Source organism: Lysinibacillus sphaericus (assembly GCF_015844675.1).
GTDB classification, from domain to species: Bacteria; Bacillota; Bacilli; order Bacillales_A; family Planococcaceae; genus Lysinibacillus; species Lysinibacillus sphaericus_E.
Genome location: NZ_LDGC01000092.1, coordinates 260,815 through 282,581 on the forward strand (window position 1 = coordinate 260,815; position 21,767 = coordinate 282,581).

At 36.0% G+C, this 21,767-nt stretch carries 18 protein-coding genes; 11 read left to right on the forward strand and 7 right to left on the reverse strand.

Going from position 1 to position 21,767, the window contains the following annotated elements; translation table 11 throughout:
* The 4 genes from ABE34_RS23370 to ABE34_RS23385 all read left to right on the forward strand — a co-directional run bounded on the left by ABE34_RS23370 (position 1) and on the right by ABE34_RS23385 (position 3,598).
* The gene (locus tag ABE34_RS23370) at positions 1-1,098 is read left to right on the forward strand and encodes a spore germination protein (protein ID WP_197144808.1); all 1,098 of its coding nucleotides are present in this window, start codon (positions 1-3) and stop codon (positions 1,096-1,098) included.
* 11 nt (positions 1,099-1,109) lie between these two features.
* On the forward strand, positions 1,110-2,300 hold the full coding sequence (locus tag ABE34_RS23375) for a Ger(x)C family spore germination protein (RefSeq protein WP_197144870.1): 1,191 nt from the start codon (positions 1,110-1,112) through the stop codon (positions 2,298-2,300).
* Between the two features lie 216 nt (positions 2,301-2,516).
* Positions 2,517-2,978 carry a tRNA (N6-threonylcarbamoyladenosine(37)-N6)-methyltransferase TrmO gene (tsaA, locus tag ABE34_RS23380; RefSeq protein ID WP_197144809.1) on the forward strand — a complete coding sequence of 154 codons (462 nt, stop codon included), beginning with the start codon at positions 2,517-2,519 and terminating at the stop codon, positions 2,976-2,978.
* Positions 2,979-3,034: 56 nt separating this feature from the next.
* Positions 3,035-3,598, forward strand: a complete 564-nt coding sequence (locus tag ABE34_RS23385; protein WP_197144810.1) for a GNAT family N-acetyltransferase — start codon at positions 3,035-3,037, stop codon at positions 3,596-3,598.
* Between the two features lie 145 nt (positions 3,599-3,743).
* On the opposite strand, the gene ABE34_RS23390 is transcribed toward ABE34_RS23385, so the two are convergent.
* The 7 genes from ABE34_RS23390 to ABE34_RS23420 form a co-directional block, all read right to left on the reverse strand.
* Positions 3,744-4,604 (reverse strand): DUF6612 family protein, encoded by an 861-nt coding sequence (locus ABE34_RS23390; protein WP_241747249.1) that lies wholly within the window; start codon positions 4,602-4,604, stop codon positions 3,744-3,746.
* Between the two features lie 423 nt (positions 4,605-5,027).
* Entirely contained in the window at positions 5,028-5,312 is a 285-nt protein-coding gene (gene qoxD / locus ABE34_RS23395; protein ID WP_079563105.1) for a cytochrome aa3 quinol oxidase subunit IV, read from the reverse strand.
* The gene (gene qoxC, locus ABE34_RS23400; protein ID WP_197144812.1) at positions 5,312-5,911 is read right to left on the reverse strand and encodes a cytochrome aa3 quinol oxidase subunit III; all 600 of its coding nucleotides are present in this window, start codon (positions 5,909-5,911) and stop codon (positions 5,312-5,314) included. The genes qoxD and qoxC overlap by 1 nt, the downstream gene beginning before the upstream one ends.
* 1 nt (position 5,912) lies before the next feature.
* A complete protein-coding gene (gene qoxB, locus ABE34_RS23405) occupies positions 5,913-7,856 on the reverse strand; it encodes a cytochrome aa3 quinol oxidase subunit I (RefSeq protein WP_079563107.1) in 1,944 nt (647 codons plus the stop codon).
* 32 nt (positions 7,857-7,888) lie between these two features.
* A complete protein-coding gene (qoxA, locus tag ABE34_RS23410) occupies positions 7,889-8,848 on the reverse strand; it encodes a cytochrome aa3 quinol oxidase subunit II (RefSeq protein ID WP_197144813.1) in 960 nt (319 codons plus the stop codon).
* Between the two features lie 833 nt (positions 8,849-9,681).
* Positions 9,682-10,524 (reverse strand): DUF2785 domain-containing protein, encoded by an 843-nt coding sequence (locus ABE34_RS23415; protein WP_197144814.1) that lies wholly within the window; start codon positions 10,522-10,524, stop codon positions 9,682-9,684.
* 272 nt (positions 10,525-10,796) lie between these two features.
* Positions 10,797-11,264, reverse strand: a complete 468-nt coding sequence (locus ABE34_RS23420) for a hypothetical protein (protein WP_197144815.1) — start codon at positions 11,262-11,264, stop codon at positions 10,797-10,799.
* A gap of 536 nt (positions 11,265-11,800) precedes the next feature.
* Between ABE34_RS23420 and ABE34_RS23425 the strand changes: the two genes are divergently transcribed.
* From ABE34_RS23425 to ABE34_RS23455, 7 genes are all read left to right on the forward strand, one after another.
* A complete protein-coding gene (locus ABE34_RS23425) occupies positions 11,801-12,790 on the forward strand; it encodes a hypothetical protein (RefSeq protein ID WP_197144816.1) in 990 nt (329 codons plus the stop codon).
* 111 nt (positions 12,791-12,901) lie between these two features.
* Positions 12,902-14,191, forward strand: coding sequence for a trigger factor (gene tig / locus ABE34_RS23430; protein ID WP_197144817.1), 1,290 nt, complete (start codon positions 12,902-12,904; stop codon positions 14,189-14,191).
* 746 nt (positions 14,192-14,937) lie between these two features.
* A complete protein-coding gene (gene clpX / locus ABE34_RS23435) occupies positions 14,938-16,209 on the forward strand; it encodes an ATP-dependent protease ATP-binding subunit ClpX (RefSeq protein ID WP_079563113.1) in 1,272 nt (423 codons plus the stop codon).
* A 229-nt stretch (positions 16,210-16,438) separates the two neighbouring features.
* Positions 16,439-18,763, forward strand: a complete 2,325-nt coding sequence (gene lon / locus ABE34_RS23440) for an endopeptidase La (protein WP_197144818.1) — start codon at positions 16,439-16,441, stop codon at positions 18,761-18,763.
* 4 nt (positions 18,764-18,767) lie between these two features.
* Complete coding sequence (yihA, locus tag ABE34_RS23445) at positions 18,768-19,349, forward strand: ribosome biogenesis GTP-binding protein YihA/YsxC (RefSeq protein ID WP_079563115.1); 582 nt, start codon at positions 18,768-18,770, stop codon at positions 19,347-19,349.
* Between the two features lie 118 nt (positions 19,350-19,467).
* A complete protein-coding gene (locus ABE34_RS23450; RefSeq protein WP_079563116.1) occupies positions 19,468-19,641 on the forward strand; it encodes a YjfB family protein in 174 nt (57 codons plus the stop codon).
* 345 nt (positions 19,642-19,986) lie between these two features.
* Positions 19,987-21,654, forward strand: coding sequence for a hypothetical protein (locus ABE34_RS23455; protein WP_346655605.1), 1,668 nt, complete (start codon positions 19,987-19,989; stop codon positions 21,652-21,654).
* Positions 21,655-21,767 lie beyond the last annotated feature (113 nt).

Below are 21,767 nucleotides of genomic sequence, written 5' to 3' on the forward strand. Positions count from 1 at the left end.
ATGATGATTAATTCACAAGACAAAATTACGGCTTCACAAGCAGTTGTTGTCCTCGCTAATTATATTTTGGCTACAGGAATACTTACCTTGCCAAGAACTTCTGTTGAAAAGGTCAAATCACCAGATGTATGGATTAGTGTTTTTTTAGGAGGGATTATTGCGATAATCGCAGCCGTGATTATCGTGAAATTAAGCCAAAAATATCCTGAAAAAACCTTCTATCAATATAGCCAAGATATTGTAGGGAAATGGGCAGGTTGGTTCTTAAGTTTACTTATTATAGTCTATTTTTTTACAATTTCAGCATTTGAAGTCAGGATAATGGCTGAAGTAACCTCACTCTTTCTGCTCGAAGGTACGCCAACTTGGGCTATCATTTTGCCCTTTATGTGGATAGGGCTCTATTTGATTAGTAGCGGAATCAATTCGATTGCTCGACTATTTGAAATCATCTTTCCTATTACGTTTGTCCTCTTTTTATTGGTAGCTTTTATGAGCTTCGGCATATTTGAATTAGATAATCTACGCCCCGTATTAGGATTGGGAGTCATGCCAGTATTAAAAGGAGTAAAGACAGCAACCCTTGCATTTTTAGGCCCTGAAATTATGCTGCTGCTTGTCGCATTAATGAAGCAGTCAGAGAAAGCGAAAGCAGTAAAAGTCGCCCTTATTGGCTTAACGATTCCCTTAATCTTTTATGTCATAACAGTTGTAATGGTAATAGGAGCTTTATCAATCGATGGAGTTGTCACGAGAACATGGCCTACATTAGAACTTATGCGAAGTTTTGAAATTCCGGGGTTAATCTTTGAACGATTTGAGTCTTTTTTGCTCGTGATTTGGATCATGCAAATATTCGCCACCTTTACTATTACCTATTTTGCCGCTGCTTTAGGGTTAGCTCAACTCTTTAAAAAGAACATACAGCCCTTTATATTTGGTTTGTTACCGATTATTTACATTATTTCTATGACGCCTAAAAATATCAATGACCTCTTTAAGTTCGGTGATATGATTGGGAATGCTGCATTATTCTTATTTGGTGGTTTTCCAGTAATCTTACTTTTTATTTCGAGGTTGAAGGGTGGAAAAACATGAAACTAAACAATATGAAGGTACGATTTCGTTTAGGTTTGCTGTTATTTCTTATACTTCTACTTCTTACAGGTTGTTGGAGCAGTAAAGAAATTGAAGACTTAGGTCTTATTGTAGGTACCTCGTTAGATTTAGAAACAGATAGTAGTTCTAGTGAGGCATTGGAGGAACAAGAAGGTAGGAACTCTAATAAAGAGCTAATTACAATTACCAATCAATTCGTTACCTCGGAGACAACTGGTTCCGGTGCGAAAGAAGGTAAAAAACAACCGAAAGCTTACAAAAACGTTTCAGAAACCGGAGATGCTATTCTTCCTACTTTGCGCAATATGATGTTAAAAAACGACAAACGAGCCTTTGCAGAACATTCAAAGGTCATTGTCCTAGGAGAGGATTTTGCCAGTACATTCAATCTAACACAAACAATGGATTTTTTTCTTAGGGAACTGGAAATGAGACCAAGTGCGCTTCTTCTCATTGCTAAAAATCATGCAAGTAATATTCTTGAATCGAACGAACCAACTACAATTCCTGCGTTTCAACTTGTTGAGATGATGAAAGGACATAAAAGAACGACAAAGATACTACCACCGATGACATTTGCAAAGTTACAAGGAAAATTAAATTCTAGAGCAAGTTTTTTGTTGCAAAGTGTAACTTCAGAAAATGGAGAAGTAAAATTTGCCGGAGCAGCTGTGATAAAAGGTAACACAAAAAAACTGCGAGGTTTTCTTACGGGAAAAGAATTAGAGGGGATTACGTGGATAACTGGAAAGGGCAAAGGTGGTTTAGTAACAAGTTTTTATGAAGGGACAGATCAGCCGATAATATACGAGATATTGTCAATGAAAAGTAAAATTACACCCCATGTTGATGGAGACAATATCTCATTTAATGTAAAAATCGAATCTGAAGGGCGAATTGCTGAGCATTGGGTGCTTTCTGAGAAAACATTTGATAATAAGTTTTTGAAAAAAGCAGAAAGAGCTACTGAAAAAGAGGTAGAGCGTCTTGTGAAAAATGTTTTAGAGAAGATACAAAAAGAATATCAAACGGACGTATCAGGGTTTGGAACAAGATTGAGAATAGAGTATCCAAAAACATGGAAAAAGCTAAGAAAAGATTGGGATCAAACATTTAGCGAAGTACCGATTCAGTGCGAGGTCAAAATAACGATTAAAGATTACGGGACGTCAGGGGAATAAAAATGATTCTTTTTATGAGGGATAATAAATGTACACGGTAGTGAAGTTTTATACAATGCTAGGAAATATAAAAGGGATTAAGTTCGGTATACTACCACTTAATCCCTAAAAAAACTGTACACAATTACCTAAAATTGACATTGGTAATAGAATGAGTATACTGGAATTAAACGGAAGATGTACAAGTGAAAACAACGATAGATGAGGTCATTTTGTATGGTATACAGTATTAAACCAATAGCTGTAGTGAGCAATAGTCGAAAAATGATTAAAGATGACAATTGGGGTAACGTCATTTCTACTGTTGAATTGACAAAAGAGATACATGCATCGTCTTTAAAAGGGATTAATGATTTTTCCCATTTAGAAATAATTTTTTATTTTGATAAAGTTGTAGATGAGAATATTCAATATGAAGCGAGACACCCAAGAAATAATACGGATTATCCGGAAGTCGGTATTTTCGCTCAGAGAGGCAAAAATAGACCTAATAAAATAGGTGTAACGGTTGTAGAATTACTGGAATTAAAAGATAGAACATTAATCGTTAGCGGCCTCGATGCTATTGATGGAACACCAATTATTGATATTAAACCTGTCATGAAAGAGTTTTTACCAAAAGGTGAGTTAAAGCAGCCAAGTTGGGCAACTGAATTAATGAAGAATTATTGGGACTAGTATATGTACGCAAAAGGAATGGAGATTTTTTAATTTCAATTGAAGGAGTAAACAAGATGTTTTTAAATCTACATATTGAAACCGAGAGGCTAATTATTCGTCCATATGCTTTAACTGATTTGGATGAATTGTATGCAGTAGTTTCTGAGCCTGATTTTTATCAATTTATTCCAGAGGATGTACCTAGTCGAGGTGATGTTCAGCGGATAATAGAGTGGTCTATTCAATGCAACAAAAAAAATACGCTTTCCAAAATACATAAATTGAATCTAGCCATAGTAGATAGGGAAAGGCAAACGTTAATTGGCTATTGTGGCCTTGGTCCTGATGATGTAAAAGAAACTGAGGTCGAAATCTATTATGGTATTTCGAAAGCTTATAGAGGGCAAGGAATTGCGTATGAGGCTGCACAAGCTTTACTGAATTATGCGTTAAATAAGATAGGTTTACTTAAGGTTATTGCAGTCGTTCATCCTGAAAACGTGGCCTCTTTACGAATTGTAGCTAAACTGGGAATGAACTATGAATATACGTATAGTAATCTTAATCCGGAATTGAAGGACTTTGAAGGATTACTACATTATGCTATAAATAATCCTGCCGATGTTGATAAGCTTTAAATGAAGCCAATTACTTTTAGTGAAGTGATTAGTTTATTGCGGAGAGACTCGTCTGATAAGCTAAATGTGCTGTTCTAATTGAAGTAGTACCTAAAGTAAAAGGAATCTGCGTACATTAAAGTATGCAGATTCCTTTTTCTGTTTATTATTGAGCGATAGATTGTGCGTTATCGATAATTTCTTGTGGAATATCGATTGTTTTTAGGTGATTGAACTCAGTGAATGTCACAACTGATTTTGTTTTCATTGCTAGTTCTTGATCTTCAACCTTCATTTTCAAATCGAAATTCATATCCATTTTAGTTGTATCGAAAGTCTTTTTATCGATTTCTAGAATGTAGTGTATTTTATCGACTGTTAAGTTATCAAGTGGATTTTCTTCAAGACCCATATCTTTCATTGATTTGCTAATTTCAGAATCGATCAGTTCTTTAAATTTATCGCCCTTAGCGTCTAAAGTTAAGATATATGCATTATCTGTTTGCTCGAATTTGAAATCCTTAATAAAGTTTTTAAGCTGTTCTAATTGTGCCTTAGCATCTGCAGATGATGCCGTTTGTTCCATAACTTCGTCAAATTGCTCGTTTGATAATTTTAACCAGCTATTAGTTGCTTCATCCTTCATGAAAAAGCCTTGATCTTTCTTCATGTACATATCAATTGGCATTTCTGTACTTTTTTGATCTGCACTAGCCATATCTGGCATTGTCATTGAACCTGATACGTGCATAGCAATTGGGTCGGTAACTACATCCATATCCATATTTGATTTGATGGAAAACTCCATAGATTGTTCGCCTGCTTCAACTTTGGAATCTTGAGTCAACTCCATTTTTGCAGTTGTACTTTTAATGTCTGATTGACGCTCTACCGCTTTTTCATACACTTGCTCTAAAGTGAGTTTACTAGTATTAGTTGTGTCTTTCTTAGGGGTAGCGCTACTGTTACAAGCTGCCAGTGTTAGTGCTAGTGCTCCAACACTTAAAACTTTAAAAAATTTGTTCATTACTTTCATCTCCTATTCTTGGTAAAAGATATAGCAATCTCTTTTTATATATGAAATAAAAAGTAGATTTACGCCATATTTATTTATTTAGTTACTAATTTAAAATAGGAATGGTACTAGGGGTCAATAAGCGATCATTAGTGGACTAGTTATTGAATAGAGGTTTCTAATGGTTTTGTGTTATAGCAAGGGACTATTGTAGCTAGTAGTTTCTTATAGGTGAGCATGCTGAGTCAGAAAGCTCTTTTTGTAAATTGGAGTTCTTCAAAATTTGAGATGGCTATACAAGCTTTTAACAGACCAGTGCCAACTATGTTTGTAAATAAGTAAGTGGGGGAGATATAAGAAGGATTGGTATTTGAGAAATTAGTAAGACAAAAAGAAAGAGCCGAGAAAATGATACCATTTTCTCGGCTCTGTTTATCAATTATAGCCCCAGATCATTGCGAATAATGTACCAATGATTGTGACAACACCTACGAATACTGAATATAAAATCGTTGTATATAACGTTTTCTTGTCTTCAGATTCACCGATGTGCATGAATAATACTAATTGTACAGTTGCTTGTGCAAGAGCAGTTACTAGTAAAACACCAAATGCCATGTTATAAGACATATCGAATTTAATAACAGCTAAAGCTACAAGTGTTAGTAATAGTGAGAAGCCGAAGCCCATCACGTGTTGTTTTGGGAATAAATCCTTCATCAGCTAATCAGTCCTTTCAAGTAGACGAAGCTGAAGATGAAAATCCAAACAACGTCTAAGAAGTGCCAGTACAGTGAGAAGATGAACGCTTTGTTAGCCGTTTGTGGGTTTAAACCACGGCTAGCTACTTGCATTAAAATTGCAACGCCCCAGAAGAAACCAAATGTTACGTGGAGACCGTGCGTACCAAGTAAAGTCATTAATGCTGATAAGAATGCGCTAGTTTGAATAGTCGCACCTTCTTCAACATATGTGACAAATTCATCAATCTCAATGCCTAAGAAGCCAAGACCTAATAGAAGTGTGATGATGAAAAATGCCATCATCGCTTTTTTATTGCCAATACGCATTGCATGAACACCAAGACCAATTGTGAAACTACTTGTTAATAATAAGAATGTTTCCCATAATACTGGTGTTAATTCGAAAATCTCAGCGCCATTTGGGCCACTACCTGTACGTGTTTGAAGTGTGAAATACACTGTGAATAGTGTGGCGAATAATACGATTTCGGCACCAAGGAAAATCCAGAAACCGAAAATTTTCAGGCGATTTTCTTCTGTACTATATTCTAATGGAAGTGAAGAATCGATTTTCATATTATTTATCACCTCTCAAGCTTTTTTCAGTTGCCATAACTTCTTCAACTGAAATGTATCGACCATGATCCTTTTCGAATGAACGATGAATCATAAAGCCAAATACACCAATCATACTAATGATTGCTGGTACCCATAGATTGAATACAGCGAAGAATGCTGCAAGGAAGAAGAATCCGCTCATCCAGAATGGTGTGCCAGTGTTGTTAGGCATGTGAATTTTTTCAATTTTACCGGCTGTAATATCGCGACCTTCTTTTTTCGCGAACCAGTATTCATCTAAACGTGTAACCGTTGGAACTACTGCAAAGTTATATTCTGGAACTGGAGAATGAGTAGCCCATTCTAACGTACGACCATCCCAAACATCTGCTTTTTCATTACGCGGCATATGTTTCCAGCTGTAGTAAATGTTATATACGATTAACGCAAAGCCGACAGCAAGACCAATACCACCGATGAACGATAGCATGTTCAATGGACCGTAGCCAGTTGACTCAGAGTAAGTGTACATACGACGAGCGTAACCATCTAAACCTAAAATGAATAGAGGGAAGAATGTTACGTTAAAGCATACTGCGATAAACCAGAAAGCTGCTTTACCTAGTTTTTCATTTAAACGGAAACCGAACATTTTTGGCCACCAGTAGTGGTAACCTGCAAGTACACCGAATACTGTACCTGGAATTAATACATAGTGGAAGTGGGCAACTAAGAACATCGTATTATGATATTGATAGTCAGCACTTGCCATTGCAAGCATTACCCCTGTAACCCCACCAATTGTGAAGATAGGAATAAAGCCAAGAGCATAAAGCATAGGAGTTGTAAATTGAATTTTACCGTGTCTCATTGTGAGCAACCAGTTAAATATTTTAACCCCTGTCGGAACAGCGATTGCCATTGTTGTAATAGAGAATACGCTGTTTACCATTACACCGTGACCCATTGTATAGAAGTGGTGGGCCCATACTAAGAATGATAGTAACGAAATAACGACCATACTCATAACCATTGATTTATAGCCGTATAAGTTTTTACGTGCAAATGTCGCAATGATCTCAGAGAAGATACCGAAAGCAGGTAAGATAACGATATAAACCTCAGGATGTCCCCAAACCCAGAATAGGTTGGCCCAAAGCATATCCATACCACCATTTTGCATTGCAAAGAATTGTGTACCGAATTGACGGTCAAGCATCATTAATGCAAGTGCTACAGTTAATACTGGGAATGCAAATACGATAATAATGTTTGTAATTAAAATTGACCAAGTGAACATTGGCATTTTCATTAATGTCATACCAGGTGCACGCATTTTAATGATTGTTGCGATGAAGTTAACACCAGTCATTAACGTACCAATCCCTGATAATTGTAAAGCTAAAGAATAGTAGTTGTTCCCAACAGTTGGACTGAATTCTGTCCCAGCTAATGGGAAGTATGCTGTCCAACCAGCATCAGGTGAACCACCAATGATAAATGATAGGTTTAATAAACCACAACCAGCTGCGAATAACCAGAAGCTGACTGCATTCAGACGTGGGAAGGCAACGTCACGTGCACCGATTTGCAGTGGGATAACAATGTTCATTAAACCAATTACGAATGGCATAGCCATGAATAAAATCATTAATAAACCGTGTGTTGTGAAAATCTCATTATAGTGTTGTGCATCAAGAAGTCCATTATCAGGAACTGCCGTTTGTGCACGCATTAATAGTGCATCGATACCGCCGCGCATTAGCATCAAAAGTGCTGTAGCGATATACATAATACCGATTTTTTTATGGTCAACAGTTGATAGCCAGTTTTTGTAGAAATAGCCCCATTTTTTAAAATATGTAAGGCCAGCTACGATAACCACTGCTCCAACTACGATACTAATAGCTGCCGCTAAAATCATCGGTTCTTGCATAGGATGGAATACTTCTTCCATACTCATTGGATGCGCTCCTTTCAGGTGTGAAAATATAATTAATGTGAATGTGTTTCTTCAGAATTTTTGTCTGAATCAGAATGATTCCCATGATCCATTTTAGAGTGATCCATTTCTTTTTCGGACATGTCCATATCACTATGATCCATGCCGCCCATTTTCATGTGTTCACTGTGTTCCATTGGAGCAGGTCTAAATTCTAAGTGTGTAGATGAATAGCTTGAACGACCAACGTGTTCTGCTTTTAATAGTTCATCAAATTTTTCTTCTGTTAATGGTTTTTCTTTTGTTTTCACAGCAGAAACCCATTCGTCGAATTTTTCTTGTGACATAGCTTCCGCTTCAAATTCCATTTCAGCAAAACCGCGACCGTTAAAGTTAGAGTTTCGGCCCATGTATGAACCAGCCTCATCTGCAGCAAGGTGAATAGTTGTTAACATGTCACTCATCGCGTATTTTTGACCAGCTAATTGAGGAATCCAGAAACTTGTGATTGGTCCGAAAGAGTAAAGTTTGAACTCGATTGGACGGTCGGTTGGAATATTTACATAGTTTACAGTTTCAACACCTTGCTCTGGATAGCTAAAATGCCATTTCCAGTTAGAAGATGATGCGTAAATAACAAGTGGCTCTTTATTGTCATAACCTTCTGGTGTTGTCTCGACTGTACTTGTTGTTCTTACAGTCACAACTGCCAAGAATGCCACTATGATAATAGGGATAACTGTCCATATTATTTCAAGCAGATGACTACCCTCTTCGTGAGGAGGCTCATAATCGGCAGATGATTTTGAAGCACGATATTTAGTTAGCATAAATGCTAAAAGCACATACACGACTAGTAATATAAAGGCCATTGTAATAATGGATAAAATAATTGTGTCTGATAATGTTTTGGCATTTGGCCCTTTTGGATCAAAAATTGTTAGGGGTTCACAGCCAGCAAGAATTGCTAGCGCACTAAATGCAACAAACATTAAGCTTAACTTTTTCTTCATGTTTGACTCCTTTCTATAAAACGGCTATTCATAAATTTCATATGTTTATATATAGATTCGAATTTATAAATAGTGGGTAATACGGTCACCTCTTTTAATTGTTGTACCAATCAAATAATCAGAAATACTTACAATGACATGGTTCACTATGAAACATTGAATTTAGTATTTGATTGGTCTATTGCAAGCGTTCGCAAAGTCATTAATCTGTGTAATCGATTTTCAAACAATGTGTCATAATCGATCGACACAAATATCGTCGTTCGCATATAGGATTATACGCCCCGTTTGAAAGAAAAAAAATTATTTTTTTATATTTTTAATAGTAAACTGGGGATAAATATGAACATTTTTTGAACAAAAATCGTTATTTCAATATTAGTATTTTTGTGTTTAATATAATAAACACTGTATAAACGTTGAAAACACTGAGTTTCTTATTCTTAACTAAGTAAATAGTTTTTTTTGTGAAAATGTCATTTCACATTTTAGACTTCATTTTGTAATAAAGTCGCTGTTAAATTAGGTGGTTGAATGCTTTATTGTTGCGTTTTAAAAAAATATGAGTAAACAAAAAGTAGTAATGTGGATATATCAGGATAAACTTTCAATGTAAGGGATGATTGGAAAGAAGTATTTCGGAAACGAATATAAATTATGTTAATATAATTACTAACTTCCATTAATTGTATTACTGATATTTTACTTGAAAAGTAAAAAAAGCAAACTAAGGGGATCCTTAGTTTGCTAAATTTGGTATGGGAACGAAATTAAATGTTTGAAGCAGAAAGAAAGTGGAATTCGCTTAAGTTCGTCTACTTACGCTAGACATTTTATGCGCCTAGTTTTAGCCATTTTGCGACTTGTCCGTAAATAGTATTTTGAAGTTTTGGGGCTAGGTTATGCATCTTTAAAGCAAAATACAATGTTTTCATTAAATTTAATGTACATGTACGTCCACTGAAAAAGGCTTCGTTATAACCTTGAGTTACTAAATGCATTTCAAATTTATCAAATACCTGTTCGGCAAATTCTATTAATGCTTCCTCAGAGTAGTCACGAGCTAGTAACGCTTCAATAATATTAGCTAAGCGTTCCTCCTCATCGTTAACAAAAACAGTATCTTTCCAAGTAACAAGTTTTAAGGCATGTAAGATTAAAGGCGCATGTTGTAAATCAAATTTGGGATGTTTAATTGTCATAGACGCTAAATCTGCACCATGTGCAATGCTATGCGCCCAACCTTTATCTTGAACATGTCCTCTTGTATCTTTTTCCAATAATAAATAGCGACCAATCTTTTTAAAGAAAATTTGTAATCGTTCATCATTTAAAATTAGTAGTTCAGCATCTTTTGCAAGAATACTTGCTACAAGTAAAGCGGAAAACGAGCGAGTGAAGACACTATCTGTCATTTCTTCACCTATGTTTAAAAATAAATAATCGTCGCCTATTACAGTATCAAATAAATATTGTAGCTGTACATTGCTCAGTAAATTGTCGCTAAGTAGATCAATAAAAGTTCGATAAATTAATTTGTCTCGTAATTCGGCATCTGGTGAACCAATGTGCATTAACATTTCTTGTAACAACCAATCGCCCTTTTGTAACATAAATTCTTGTCGTTCTGAAGATGTCATGGTTGAGAATAATTGTAATGTATTTTTAATATCCATATGTAATTCCCCCGAGGTTAAGTTAATTCTCTATAAGAGCATTCTTTTCGAAAATAGTAAAAATGCTTATATGGAGCTAGGCCTTTTTATTATAACGCTTCAACGATGAATTTGTTGATTTGTAAAGTTTTCTAGTGATATAGAAGTATATTCGCAATGGGAATTCCAGAATCAACAAAAAGTTGTTATTATAGACAAGCATCAAAAAGGGAAAGACTTATTCAAGGAGCACAAAATAAAAGACATACCTATTTAAGTATGTCTCATCCTAGTTATGATATAAGGGCTGACTTTATACCGAGCGGCCATTCAGTATAAGTATTTTGATTTGTTTTTAATTCAACAAGAATATTTGCATTTTTAATAGTTTCGATTAGCCATTCGCTATAATGAAGATTTGGTTCGTCATGCTGTAAGATTCGTTGCATATCTTTTTGGTCGATACTTAAAAGTTTATAGTTGCATTCAATGTGTACACTTTGGGGAATAATAAAAAGTGACTCATGTTGGTGTCCGATTGAAATGGAGCCAGGAATGTAACCTTGGATACTTATAATATGTGTATTTGCTTCTTGTGTGTATAAATCAATCTTTGTCCGTGTGAGTATTTCAAATTCGATCGGGTAATCCTTTTGATAAGGATTGTCCGCTGTAGAAAACGAAACAACTTTAATTGATAGTGCCTCAAACATAGGAGAGATGCTACTACCAAATTCACTAACTGTATCTATTAATTGCATGTATTCCACTCCTTGTGAAGAACTTTTGCCATCAATTATGCTACGGCATAATTGCGTCAGGAATCAGCTTTGTGTATTCTGCAGATGTTTTCTGTGCGAAAGCCAAGCGACAGCATCGCATTTTTTTATCTGTAGTTAGCAGAAAGCTGAATGCCTGTAAATAGTATTAAATGAAAGATATTATTAATTATAATACAATTTATTACAAAATATGTAATGCTAAAGCTATGATTTTTTTAAATAAGCAGGGAGTAAATTTATATTGTCATCGTCGAATGTTAAAAATGATATATGTTAAAACTTATACTATCTAATGAGATTGAATTAGAGTAAATGAGGGGAGCATTACAGATGAGACCCTGGTGGGGATTAATAGAGGAACGCACAAAGTTCAGTAATAATGCTATTGTGACTAACCCCAGTAGCTCATCGCAACTCTTCGTAAAGCCCTCGGTCAAATTCGTAAATCAACTCCATGATATTGTGTGATTCATATAGAAACTAATAAGTAAAATAGTCGTAAAGAGGTGAGAAAAATGACAAAGCGAAAACGACATGTTATAAAACATGACAATATTGTTGTTTTTCCTGGTGCTGTTCAGACATTAATACGTGAAGGACATATGTATGCGGAAAAATATCAATATGAAGAGGCAGTGGCCAGCTTTGAAAAAGCATTTTTATATGAAGATGGAGACGAAATGGCATTAAGTGCTTACGCGTATGCTTTATATGAATTAAAAGCATACGATAAAGTTAAAAATGTTTGTGAGCAATTGTTTGCTATGGGTACGACTTTATATGTGGAAGTAATGGAGCTGTATGTTACTGTATGTATGCAATTAAAGGACTACCATCAAGTAGAGTCGTTAATTTCGACATTAATAGAAGAAAATGTACTTCCGGAAGATAAGCTTGAGAAATTTGAACGCTTAAGAAGCTTGAATCAAGATGTTGCAAGGAATCTCCAAAAAAAAGAAGATGCAAAACGATTGTTAGAAGAGCAAGAATATGAACTTTCGGAATTTAGTGCCTTAACGGCAAATGAACAATCTATTCGACTGCATCGTCTAATGGAGACGAATGTAAGGCAATTAAAGACAGCATTGAAAGATATTATTGAATGTCCTACAATCCATCCATTTGTTCAGAGTTTAGCATTAATTCTATTAGTGGAACAAGAAGTGTCAATTGAGATAACTGTCTCAAAATTTAATGGAACAAAGATTATTAACCCTATCAATTTAGTTTTACCAAATCAGTTGCCTCAGTATAAGGAAATAAAAAAAATAATCGAAAATAAATTAGAGCAAGACCCATCGACGTTGGAAATGGTACAATATTTAATGGCGAAGCATGCCATTGTGACGTATCCGTTTGAATGGCAACAGTATGAAGCTGATGATATTGCCTATAGTTATATTGACTTTGTACAATCAATGCTCGGAAAAGTACAGGAAATGAACTATGAAATTATTGACTTTTTACAAATGTTAGAAAAATTGACTGAACTACATGAAGTATGAAATAAGTTGAAACTATACGCATCTATGTTATACTAAAATGGTTGTCAAAATCGTAGTTACGAATGAATTGTCTAACATTAAACTTGATTATTTATTTGGAGGTATTTATACATGTCAGCTAAATGGGAAAAACAAGAAGGTAATATCGGTACTCTTACAATTGAAGTACCAGCTGTAGAAGTAGAAGCAGCAATGGACCAAGCGTTCAAAAAAGTTGTAAAACAAATTAACGTACCAGGTTTCCGTAAAGGTAAAATGCCTCGTAAAATGTTTGAACAACGTTTTGGTATTGAATCTTTATACCAAGATGCATTAGAAATCATCGTTCCTGAATCTTATTCAAAAGCTATCGATGAAGCTGGTATTATGCCAGTAGATTACCCAGAAATTTCTGGTACAGAAAACTTCGCACATGGTAAAGATTTCACATTTACTGCTCAAGTAACAGTGAAACCAGAGCCAAAACTTGGTGAGTACAAAGGTTTAGAAGTTACAAAACTTCCAGTAGAAGTTACTGATGAAGAAGTAGAAGCACAAATTCAAGAACAATTAGCTCGTAAAGCAGAGCTAGAAATTAAAGAAGACGAAGCAATCGTAGAAGGCGATACAGCTGTTATCGACTTTGAAGGTTTCGTAGGTGAAGAAGCGTTTGAAGGTGGCAAAGGTGAAGACTACCCACTAGAAATCGGTTCAGGTTCATTCATCCCTGGCTTCGAAGAACAACTTGTAGGTATGAAAACTGGCGAATCTAAAGACGTAGTTGTTACTTTCCCAGAAGAATACCATGCTGCTGAATTAGCTGGTAAAGAAGCTACTTTCAAAGTAACAGTAAAAGAAGTTAAAACAAAAGTTCTTCCAGAACTAAATGATGAATTCGCTAAAGAATTAGACCCAGAAGTTGAGGGTGTAGAAGCTTTACGCGCTAAAATCAAAGAGCAAACTGCTGAACAAAAACTAGCTGAATCAAATGCAGCACTTCGTGACGAATTAGTTGAAAAAGCAGCTGAAAATGCTGATTTTGAAGTACCTGCTGGTATGATTAACTCTGAAACTGATCGTATGTTACAAGAATTTGGTCAACGTTTACAAACGCAAGGTATGAACTTAGACCTTTACTATCAATTCTCAGGTCAATCAGAAGAAGATTTACGCGGACAAATGAAAGAAGAAGCAGAAAGCCGTGTACGTGTATCTTTAACTCTTGAAGCAATTGCAGAAGCTGAAAAAGTTGAAGCTACTGAAGCTGATATCGAAGCTGAATTAGAAAAAATGGCTGCTCAATTTAACATGACAAAAGAGCAAATTACTGGTGCTTTAGGTGGCACAGCAGTTCTTGAAAACGACATTAAAATTCAAAAAACAGTTGAAATTTTAGTAGAAAACGCTAAAATTACTGAATAGGATTTTTTTGTAACTGGATAGAAAAATAAAAACAAGGTACGGCATTATACCGTGCCTTGTTTTATCACATATTGTGTGTTTAGGTGTAGCTAGATTCCACGTTAGCTTTTAGTTTTACGACTACTTTCACCGCAAAAGCATCCTTCAAAAGGAAGTGCTTTTTAGAGGGGATAGGCAAAGCCTTTACATTTCTCTAATACATAGTGTTGTTTGACTTATCACACGATGCTAAAATTTGACTTTATTCAGCAGAGATTGGGTTTAATTGATTGATGTCTCAATTCTTCAAATGAGGAACAACGAAATACATCCTCTTCTGAATGAAGTTAAGCCTCTGGCGAATGTAATAGATTTTTAAAAAATTGTAACTTGTACTACGAGTATAAACGTGAAGTCACGAGTCAATACCAACTGAAGAAGGTCAGGTAGCTTGGCTAAACGTAAGGTCTTTGGTCGCTAGAGCTTTCTGAAGAATCAGTTACTTACAATTATGTGGAAATAAAAGGTATTATTGGTAGAATTCAGGCTCATCCCAAGCAGTGGATAATAAGCTACACGCTATGATGGAAAGCTGGAATTTATTAAGTTAATAAAATGGAAACTTTGTGGCAATATTCATGTTTTTTGTACAATGAGTGTCAAAAATCTTGAACCATAAACGCCGTGGTGTAAATGGATGCAGACAATTTATTTGATAATGATTCAATAATCTTGTAAGATTGTTGCTTGAATAGGGGTGAAACATATTGTTCAAATTTAATGATGAAAAAGGCAATTTAAAATGCTCATTCTGTGGGAAACCACAAGAACAGGTGCGTAAACTAGTTGCGGGTCCTGGTGTTTATATTTGTGATGAATGTATCGAACTTTGTTCAGAAATCGTTGTAGAGGAACTGGGCGTTGAAGAAGAAATTGAATTTCAAGATATTCCAAAACCAAAAGAAATCTTAACGATTTTAGATGAGTATGTAATAGGTCAAGAACGTGCTAAAAAAGCTTTAGCAGTAGCAGTTTACAATCACTACAAACGCATTAATACAAATAGTAAAATTGATGATGTAGAATTAGCGAAGTCGAACATTGTGTTAATCGGCCCAACTGGTAGCGGTAAAACTTTATTGGCCCAAACATTGGCGCGTATATTAAACGTTCCTTTTGCTATTGCAGACGCTACTTCACTAACTGAAGCAGGCTATGTTGGTGAGGACGTTGAGAATATCTTATTAAAATTAATACAATCAGCAGATTACGATATTGAGCGTGCTGAAAAAGGGATCATCTATATTGATGAAATCGATAAAGTTGCACGTAAATCTGAAAATCCATCTATTACACGTGATGTATCGGGTGAAGGTGTACAACAAGCACTTCTTAAAATCTTAGAAGGTACAGTTGCGAGTGTCCCACCACAAGGTGGCCGTAAGCATCCTCACCAGGAGTTCTTACAAATCGATACTACAAACATCTTATTTATTGTGGGTGGAGCGTTTGATGGAATAGAATCCATTATTAAACGTCGTCAGGGTGAAAAAGTAATTGGCTTCGGTTCAGATCCTAACAAAATTGATGTGGATGAAGGCTCAATTATGGCAAAGCTGATTCCAGAGGATTTATTGAAATTTGGCTTAATTCCAGAGTTCATCGGTCGATTACCGGTACTTGCAAGCCTAGAGCAATTAAACGAGGCTGCGCTTGTACAAATTTTAACAGAGCCTAAAAATGCACTAGCTAAGCAATACCAAAAAATGCTTGAATTAGATGGTGTTGAGCTTGAGTTTGATGAAGGTGCCCTTTCTGAAATTGCAAAAGAAGCAATTGAGCGAAAAACAGGTGCACGCGGTCTTCGTTCAATTATTGAGTCAACAATGCTTGATGTAATGTACGAACTACCTTCACGTGAAGACGTGAAAAAATGTATCATTACGGCAAAAACAATTACGGATAAAGAAAAACCGAAATTGCTTCTTGAAGATGGCACTGAACTCGATGAAGGTAGCGACACAAAAACTTCAGCATAACGAACAGACGTGGCTGTCTATTGTTATGAGATAAAGAGTAATTTAGCTGACTTCGATTGTGCAATATTCGCACATTCGACAGTCAGCTTTTTATTCATTCGTACATAAAGCCTACTGTAATTAAATGAAATTTTTGGCTCAATTGATTAACTAGTGTGAATCAGCTTTTTAGACACATACTAGTAGCGTGGGAGTGAATAAGAAAATTTTGACGGAGGTGAATACCCGCATGGTGACAATACAAAAAACAACAAATGTACCATTATTGCCTTTACGTGGACTTTTAGTATACCCGTCGATGGTGTTACATATTGATGTGGGTAGAAATCGTTCTGTAGCGGCGCTAGAACAAGCAATGTTAGAGGACCAACTGATATTATTAGTAACACAAAAAGAAATGCATGATGAACAGCCTGATGAACAAGATCTCTACACAGTTGGTACGATGGCATATGTTAAACAGATGCTTAAATTACCAAATGGAACACTGCGTGTTTTAGTGGAAGGTGTAGCGCGTGCAACATGGTCTAACTATCGGGCGTTAGAAAAATATACGGTTGTTGACATCGATGATAAGGAAGAAACAATCGATAAGGATATTGAAACACAGGCTTTAATGCGGACGCTGTTAACGTATTTTGAAAGATACGCGAAAGCCTCCAATAAGATTACTTCCGAAACCATCAGTACTGTGGCAGACATTGAAGAGCCAGGTCGTTTAGCGGACATCATTGCTTCACACTTGCCATTCAAAATTGCAGATAAACAAGAAGTATTAGAAATGCTCAGTGTAAAAAAGCGTTTAGACCATTTAATTATTCGTTTACATGATGAACAAGAAGTACTTGATCTAGAGAAGAAAATTAATTCAAAAGTTAAGCAATCGATGGAGCGTACTCAAAAAGAATATTATTTACGTGAACAAATGAAAGCTATACAAACTGAGCTAGGGGACCGTGAAGGGAAAACTGGTGAAGTCGCTGAATTACGTAAACGTATTGACGCAACAGGAATGCCTGAATCCACGAAAGAAGTAGTGCTTAAAGAGTTGGATCGCTATGAGAAGCTACCGGCAGCTAGTGCAGAGAGTGGCGTAATTCGAAACTATATTGATTGGATTCTAGCACTACCATGGACAAATGCGACAGAAGATCGCATGAATATCGCACATGCAGAGAATATTTTAAATCGTGATCATGATGGATTAGAAAAAGTAAAAGAACGTATATTAGAATATTTAGCTGTACGTCAATTGAAAGCATCATTACGTGGACCCATCTTGTGTTTAGCTGGCCCTCCAGGTGTAGGTAAGACGTCATTAGCACGATCGATTGCAGAAAGCTTGGATCGTAAATTTATACGTATTTCATTAGGTGGGGTACGAGACGAATCAGAAATTCGTGGTCATCGTCGTACGTATGTTGGTGCAATGCCAGGGCGTATTATCCAAGGGATGAAAAAGGCAGGGACAATTAATCCAGTGTTCCTTTTAGATGAAATTGATAAAATGTCTAATGACTTCAGGGGAGATCCAGCAGCAGCAATGCTTGAAGTTTTAGATCCGGCTCAAAATAATACATTTAGTGATCATTACATCGAAGAACCTTATGATTTATCAAATGTATTATTTATAGCAACTGCTAATGATTTAAGCACAATTCCTGGACCGTTACTAGATCGTATGGAAGTGATTTCAATTGCTGGTTATACTGAAATTGAAAAAGAGCAAATTACGAAAAATCATTTAATACCAAAACAGTTAAAAGAGCATGGCTTGAAAAAAACACAAGTTATTATAAAAGACGAAGCAGTAGTGGATATCATCCGTTATTATACTCGTGAAGCGGGCGTTCGCGGACTAGAGCGTCAAATCGCAACCCTATGTCGTAAAATCGCTAAAATCATTGTTTCTGGTGAGAAAAAACGAGTAACAGTAAGCTCGAAATCGTTAGAGGAATTAGTCGGTAAACATCGTTTCCGATATGGACAAGCCGAGGAAGAAAATCAAATCGGTGTAGCTACTGGACTTGCTTATACAACTGTGGGTGGTGATACATTACAAATTGAGGTATCATTAACACCTGGTAAAGGAAAATTGCAGCTAACTGGGAAGCTAGGCGATGTCATGAAGGAATCTGCTCAAACCGCCTTATCGTATGTTCGCTCAAAAATGGAAGAGCTAAAAGTGGATGCAGAATATTTTGAAACACATGATATTCATATTCACGTTCCTGAAGGAGCAGTGCCGAAAGATGGTCCTTCCGCAGGTATTACAATGGCAACCGCAATTGTTTCCGCAATTTTACACCGCCCAATACGCCGCGAGGTCGGCATGACAGGTGAAATTACTTTACGTGGGCGTGTACTCCCAATTGGGGGCTTAAAGGAAAAGACACTCAGTGCGCATCGAGCAGGCTTAACGACAATTATTTGTCCGAAAGATAATGAGCGAGATATTGAGGATATTCCTGAAAGTGTACGCGAACAACTAACATTTAAACTAGTGTCATCGGCTGATGAAGTATTAGCCATTGCACTGGACGGAGGTATTTAAGAAAATGAAAGTCCATAACGTCGAAATGGTCATAAGTGCTGTAAGACCAGACCAATATCCAGAAGATGGACTGCCAGAATTTGCACTAGCCGGTCGTTCAAATGTGGGGAAATCCTCATTTATTAACCGAATGATCGGTCGTAAAGCTTTAGCACGTATTTCTTCTAAGCCCGGAAAAACACAAACGCTTAATTTTTACAAAATTGAAGAGCAATTGTTTTTTGTAGATGTTCCGGGTTATGGTTATGCAAAGGTTTCAAAGACTGAGCGTGAAGCATGGGGAAAAATGATTGAGCGTTACTTAACTGGGCGTCAGGAATTAAAGGCAGTCGTTCAAATTATTGACTTACGTCATCCACCTACAGCTGATGATCGCATGATGTATGATTTTTTGAAGCATTACAATATTCCATGTATTGTCATTGCAACAAAAGCAGATAAAATTCCAAAAGGTAAATGGGATAAGCACAAAAAAATCGTGAAAGAAACGCTAGACATGGATAAAAATGATCCTATTATTGTCTTTTCTTCAGAAACAGGACTTGGTTTTGAAGAAGCTTGGCGTACTATTGAAAATAAAATGTAATAAGAAAACATCTATTGCGTCTATTATTTAGGACAGTAGATGTTTTTTTTATTAAAGTGGATGGAATTGCTTGATGAATGAAATAACTGACCGATAAATTAAATAGGAGGTGGACTTAATGGATATCGCAGCTTTATCAATGGCAATGAATCAAGCAACATTAATGCAAAATGTATCTCTAGCTGTAACGAAACAGGCTATGGAAATGCAACAGCAAAATTCAGAACAATTAGTTGAAATGTTAGATGCTCCACATCCAACAGCTGGACATACAATTGACGTTCAAGTTTGATGAAGGAAGGTAGCTTGAAATTGGAAGCTACCTCTACTTTGTGTCTAACGGTAGATTTAACTTCTTTCAGCTCATGTGTGGACACCTGCTGAAATAGAGGAACTCAGTCTAAGAACGCCACGTCCTGTGGCTACGACTGAGTGACCAACATCGTGCTGCTGACGCTACGCTTTCGCGCAAAAAACATCTGTTGGCCTAAAGCCTCCGGCCGATTCCGGACGCAATTATGCCGAGGCATAATTGATAAAGTAAATTAAAAGTACTAAAACGTATCTTTTTATATAGTAAAAACTACCAATAGTACGATATACTATTTAATAATAATTAATAACTTTTTTTTAGGAGGTGGGATTGTTGAAGAAAATTCCATACATACTAACGATTTTGTTACTAGCGGTCCTCGGGTTTTCATCAAATCAAACAGCACATGCTACCCAAATGGTGACTGGAACTTTTGTGGATGTAACATTTTCAGAATATGAAAATTCAAATGGAGTAATAGAAAAAAAGCTTAGTAAAATTACTTTGCAAAATGATAGCGGTCGTCAAGTTACATACAATATCAATAATAATGCCCGCCTGTATATTAATAAGACAGAGACAACAATCGAAGGCTTTAAGATGGGAATGAAAGTAGAAGCGGACATTTCCCTTCGAAGCGTTGTTGAGCTTCGAGGTACTTCTGATTCTACAAAGGAAACAGAATCTCCAACAGTTGCACACAATACGAAAACACTTGCCGGGGTAGTGACAAGTATCGATCCAAATGGACTATTCATTATGCTGAAGTCGGATTTTGGAAAAGAAACAACATACTATATAAATAAAGATACAAGTTACCAAAAAAACTCCTCTGCAGCCGATATTAGCGCATTATATGTAGGGGATCGTGTTAAGCTTAGCCTTAAAAATCAAAATGCATCCATTGTCACGAAAATCGAAATTAGTGACACAGGTACATTAGTAGAAAACCTATATAAAGGTGAGATACAAACGGTTAATGCCAATGCAAATAAAATAACTGTAAAAAACCAACATGCTTTTATAAATTGGCAGTTTGGCTCTGATACAACAAAGGCTTTATCTACGATGAATTTTTCATCGAAAGTTCCAGTATATGTTGGAAACACAAAAATTAATAAAGATCAGTTGAAAAATTACATTGGCAGTGAAGCATATTATGCAACAGTTAAACAATTTGGCAAAGAAGTGATTGAAAAGATTGTTGTATTGAAAAACAACGAGCGAACTTACTACGAGCCTATGCTTTCTGTAGATACTAAATATCAATTATTTAAACTTAAATCTGCAGGTACAATATACTTCCACGATGGAACGATTTTAATTCGAAATGGTCGTTTAATCGAACCTATTGGTCTATTAGCTTATGGTACAGCCTTTGTTATTTCGGATGGTGCTGCACGTGATCATTATGCCCAAGTTGTGCAAGTAACAAGTGATAGTTTCATGTCACCAAACTTAGCAGGGCATGAGTTATATTATGGACGTTTATCACAAGCAGATGGCTATTTAATCGAAATTGATGATGCAATGAAGATCGAGTCAAATGTCTTCAAGAAAACAGATCGTACTGTACTATCTGTTAGTAATTCAACAAAAGCAATAGTAGATGATGGTAACAAAACATACAGTGTTGTACCTGATATTGAACTTCATTTATATGAAGGTCAATATGGATACTTCTATGTGAAGGATGGACATGTACAGGCCCTTCATATTCTGAATAAAGCAAAGCCTGTTGCACCAATAATGTTAACAGGTAAACTGCAGTCAGTTAAATCGAAATTCCCAACTGTAATCAATGTGAAGAGCGTTAGTCAATGGCAAAATGGTCGTTGGTATGAAGCTGGTGAAATGATTGATATGAATATTGACCAAGCAACAATTATTAAAGCTGGTAAAGTTATTCAAGCAGCTGATTTAAAACCTTCTGATCGTTTAGTAGTATTATCAGATCGTTTTATCAAAGCTCATTTAATATTAGTTGATTAAAATCTGTGAGTTTTCTGCGAGTTTATCTACGACAAAGGTATTCAGCCTTAAGCGAATTTTTAGCACTTGCTTATGATGAAAGACTTTTCGCGCTAGGAGTAGAAGGCGAGCAA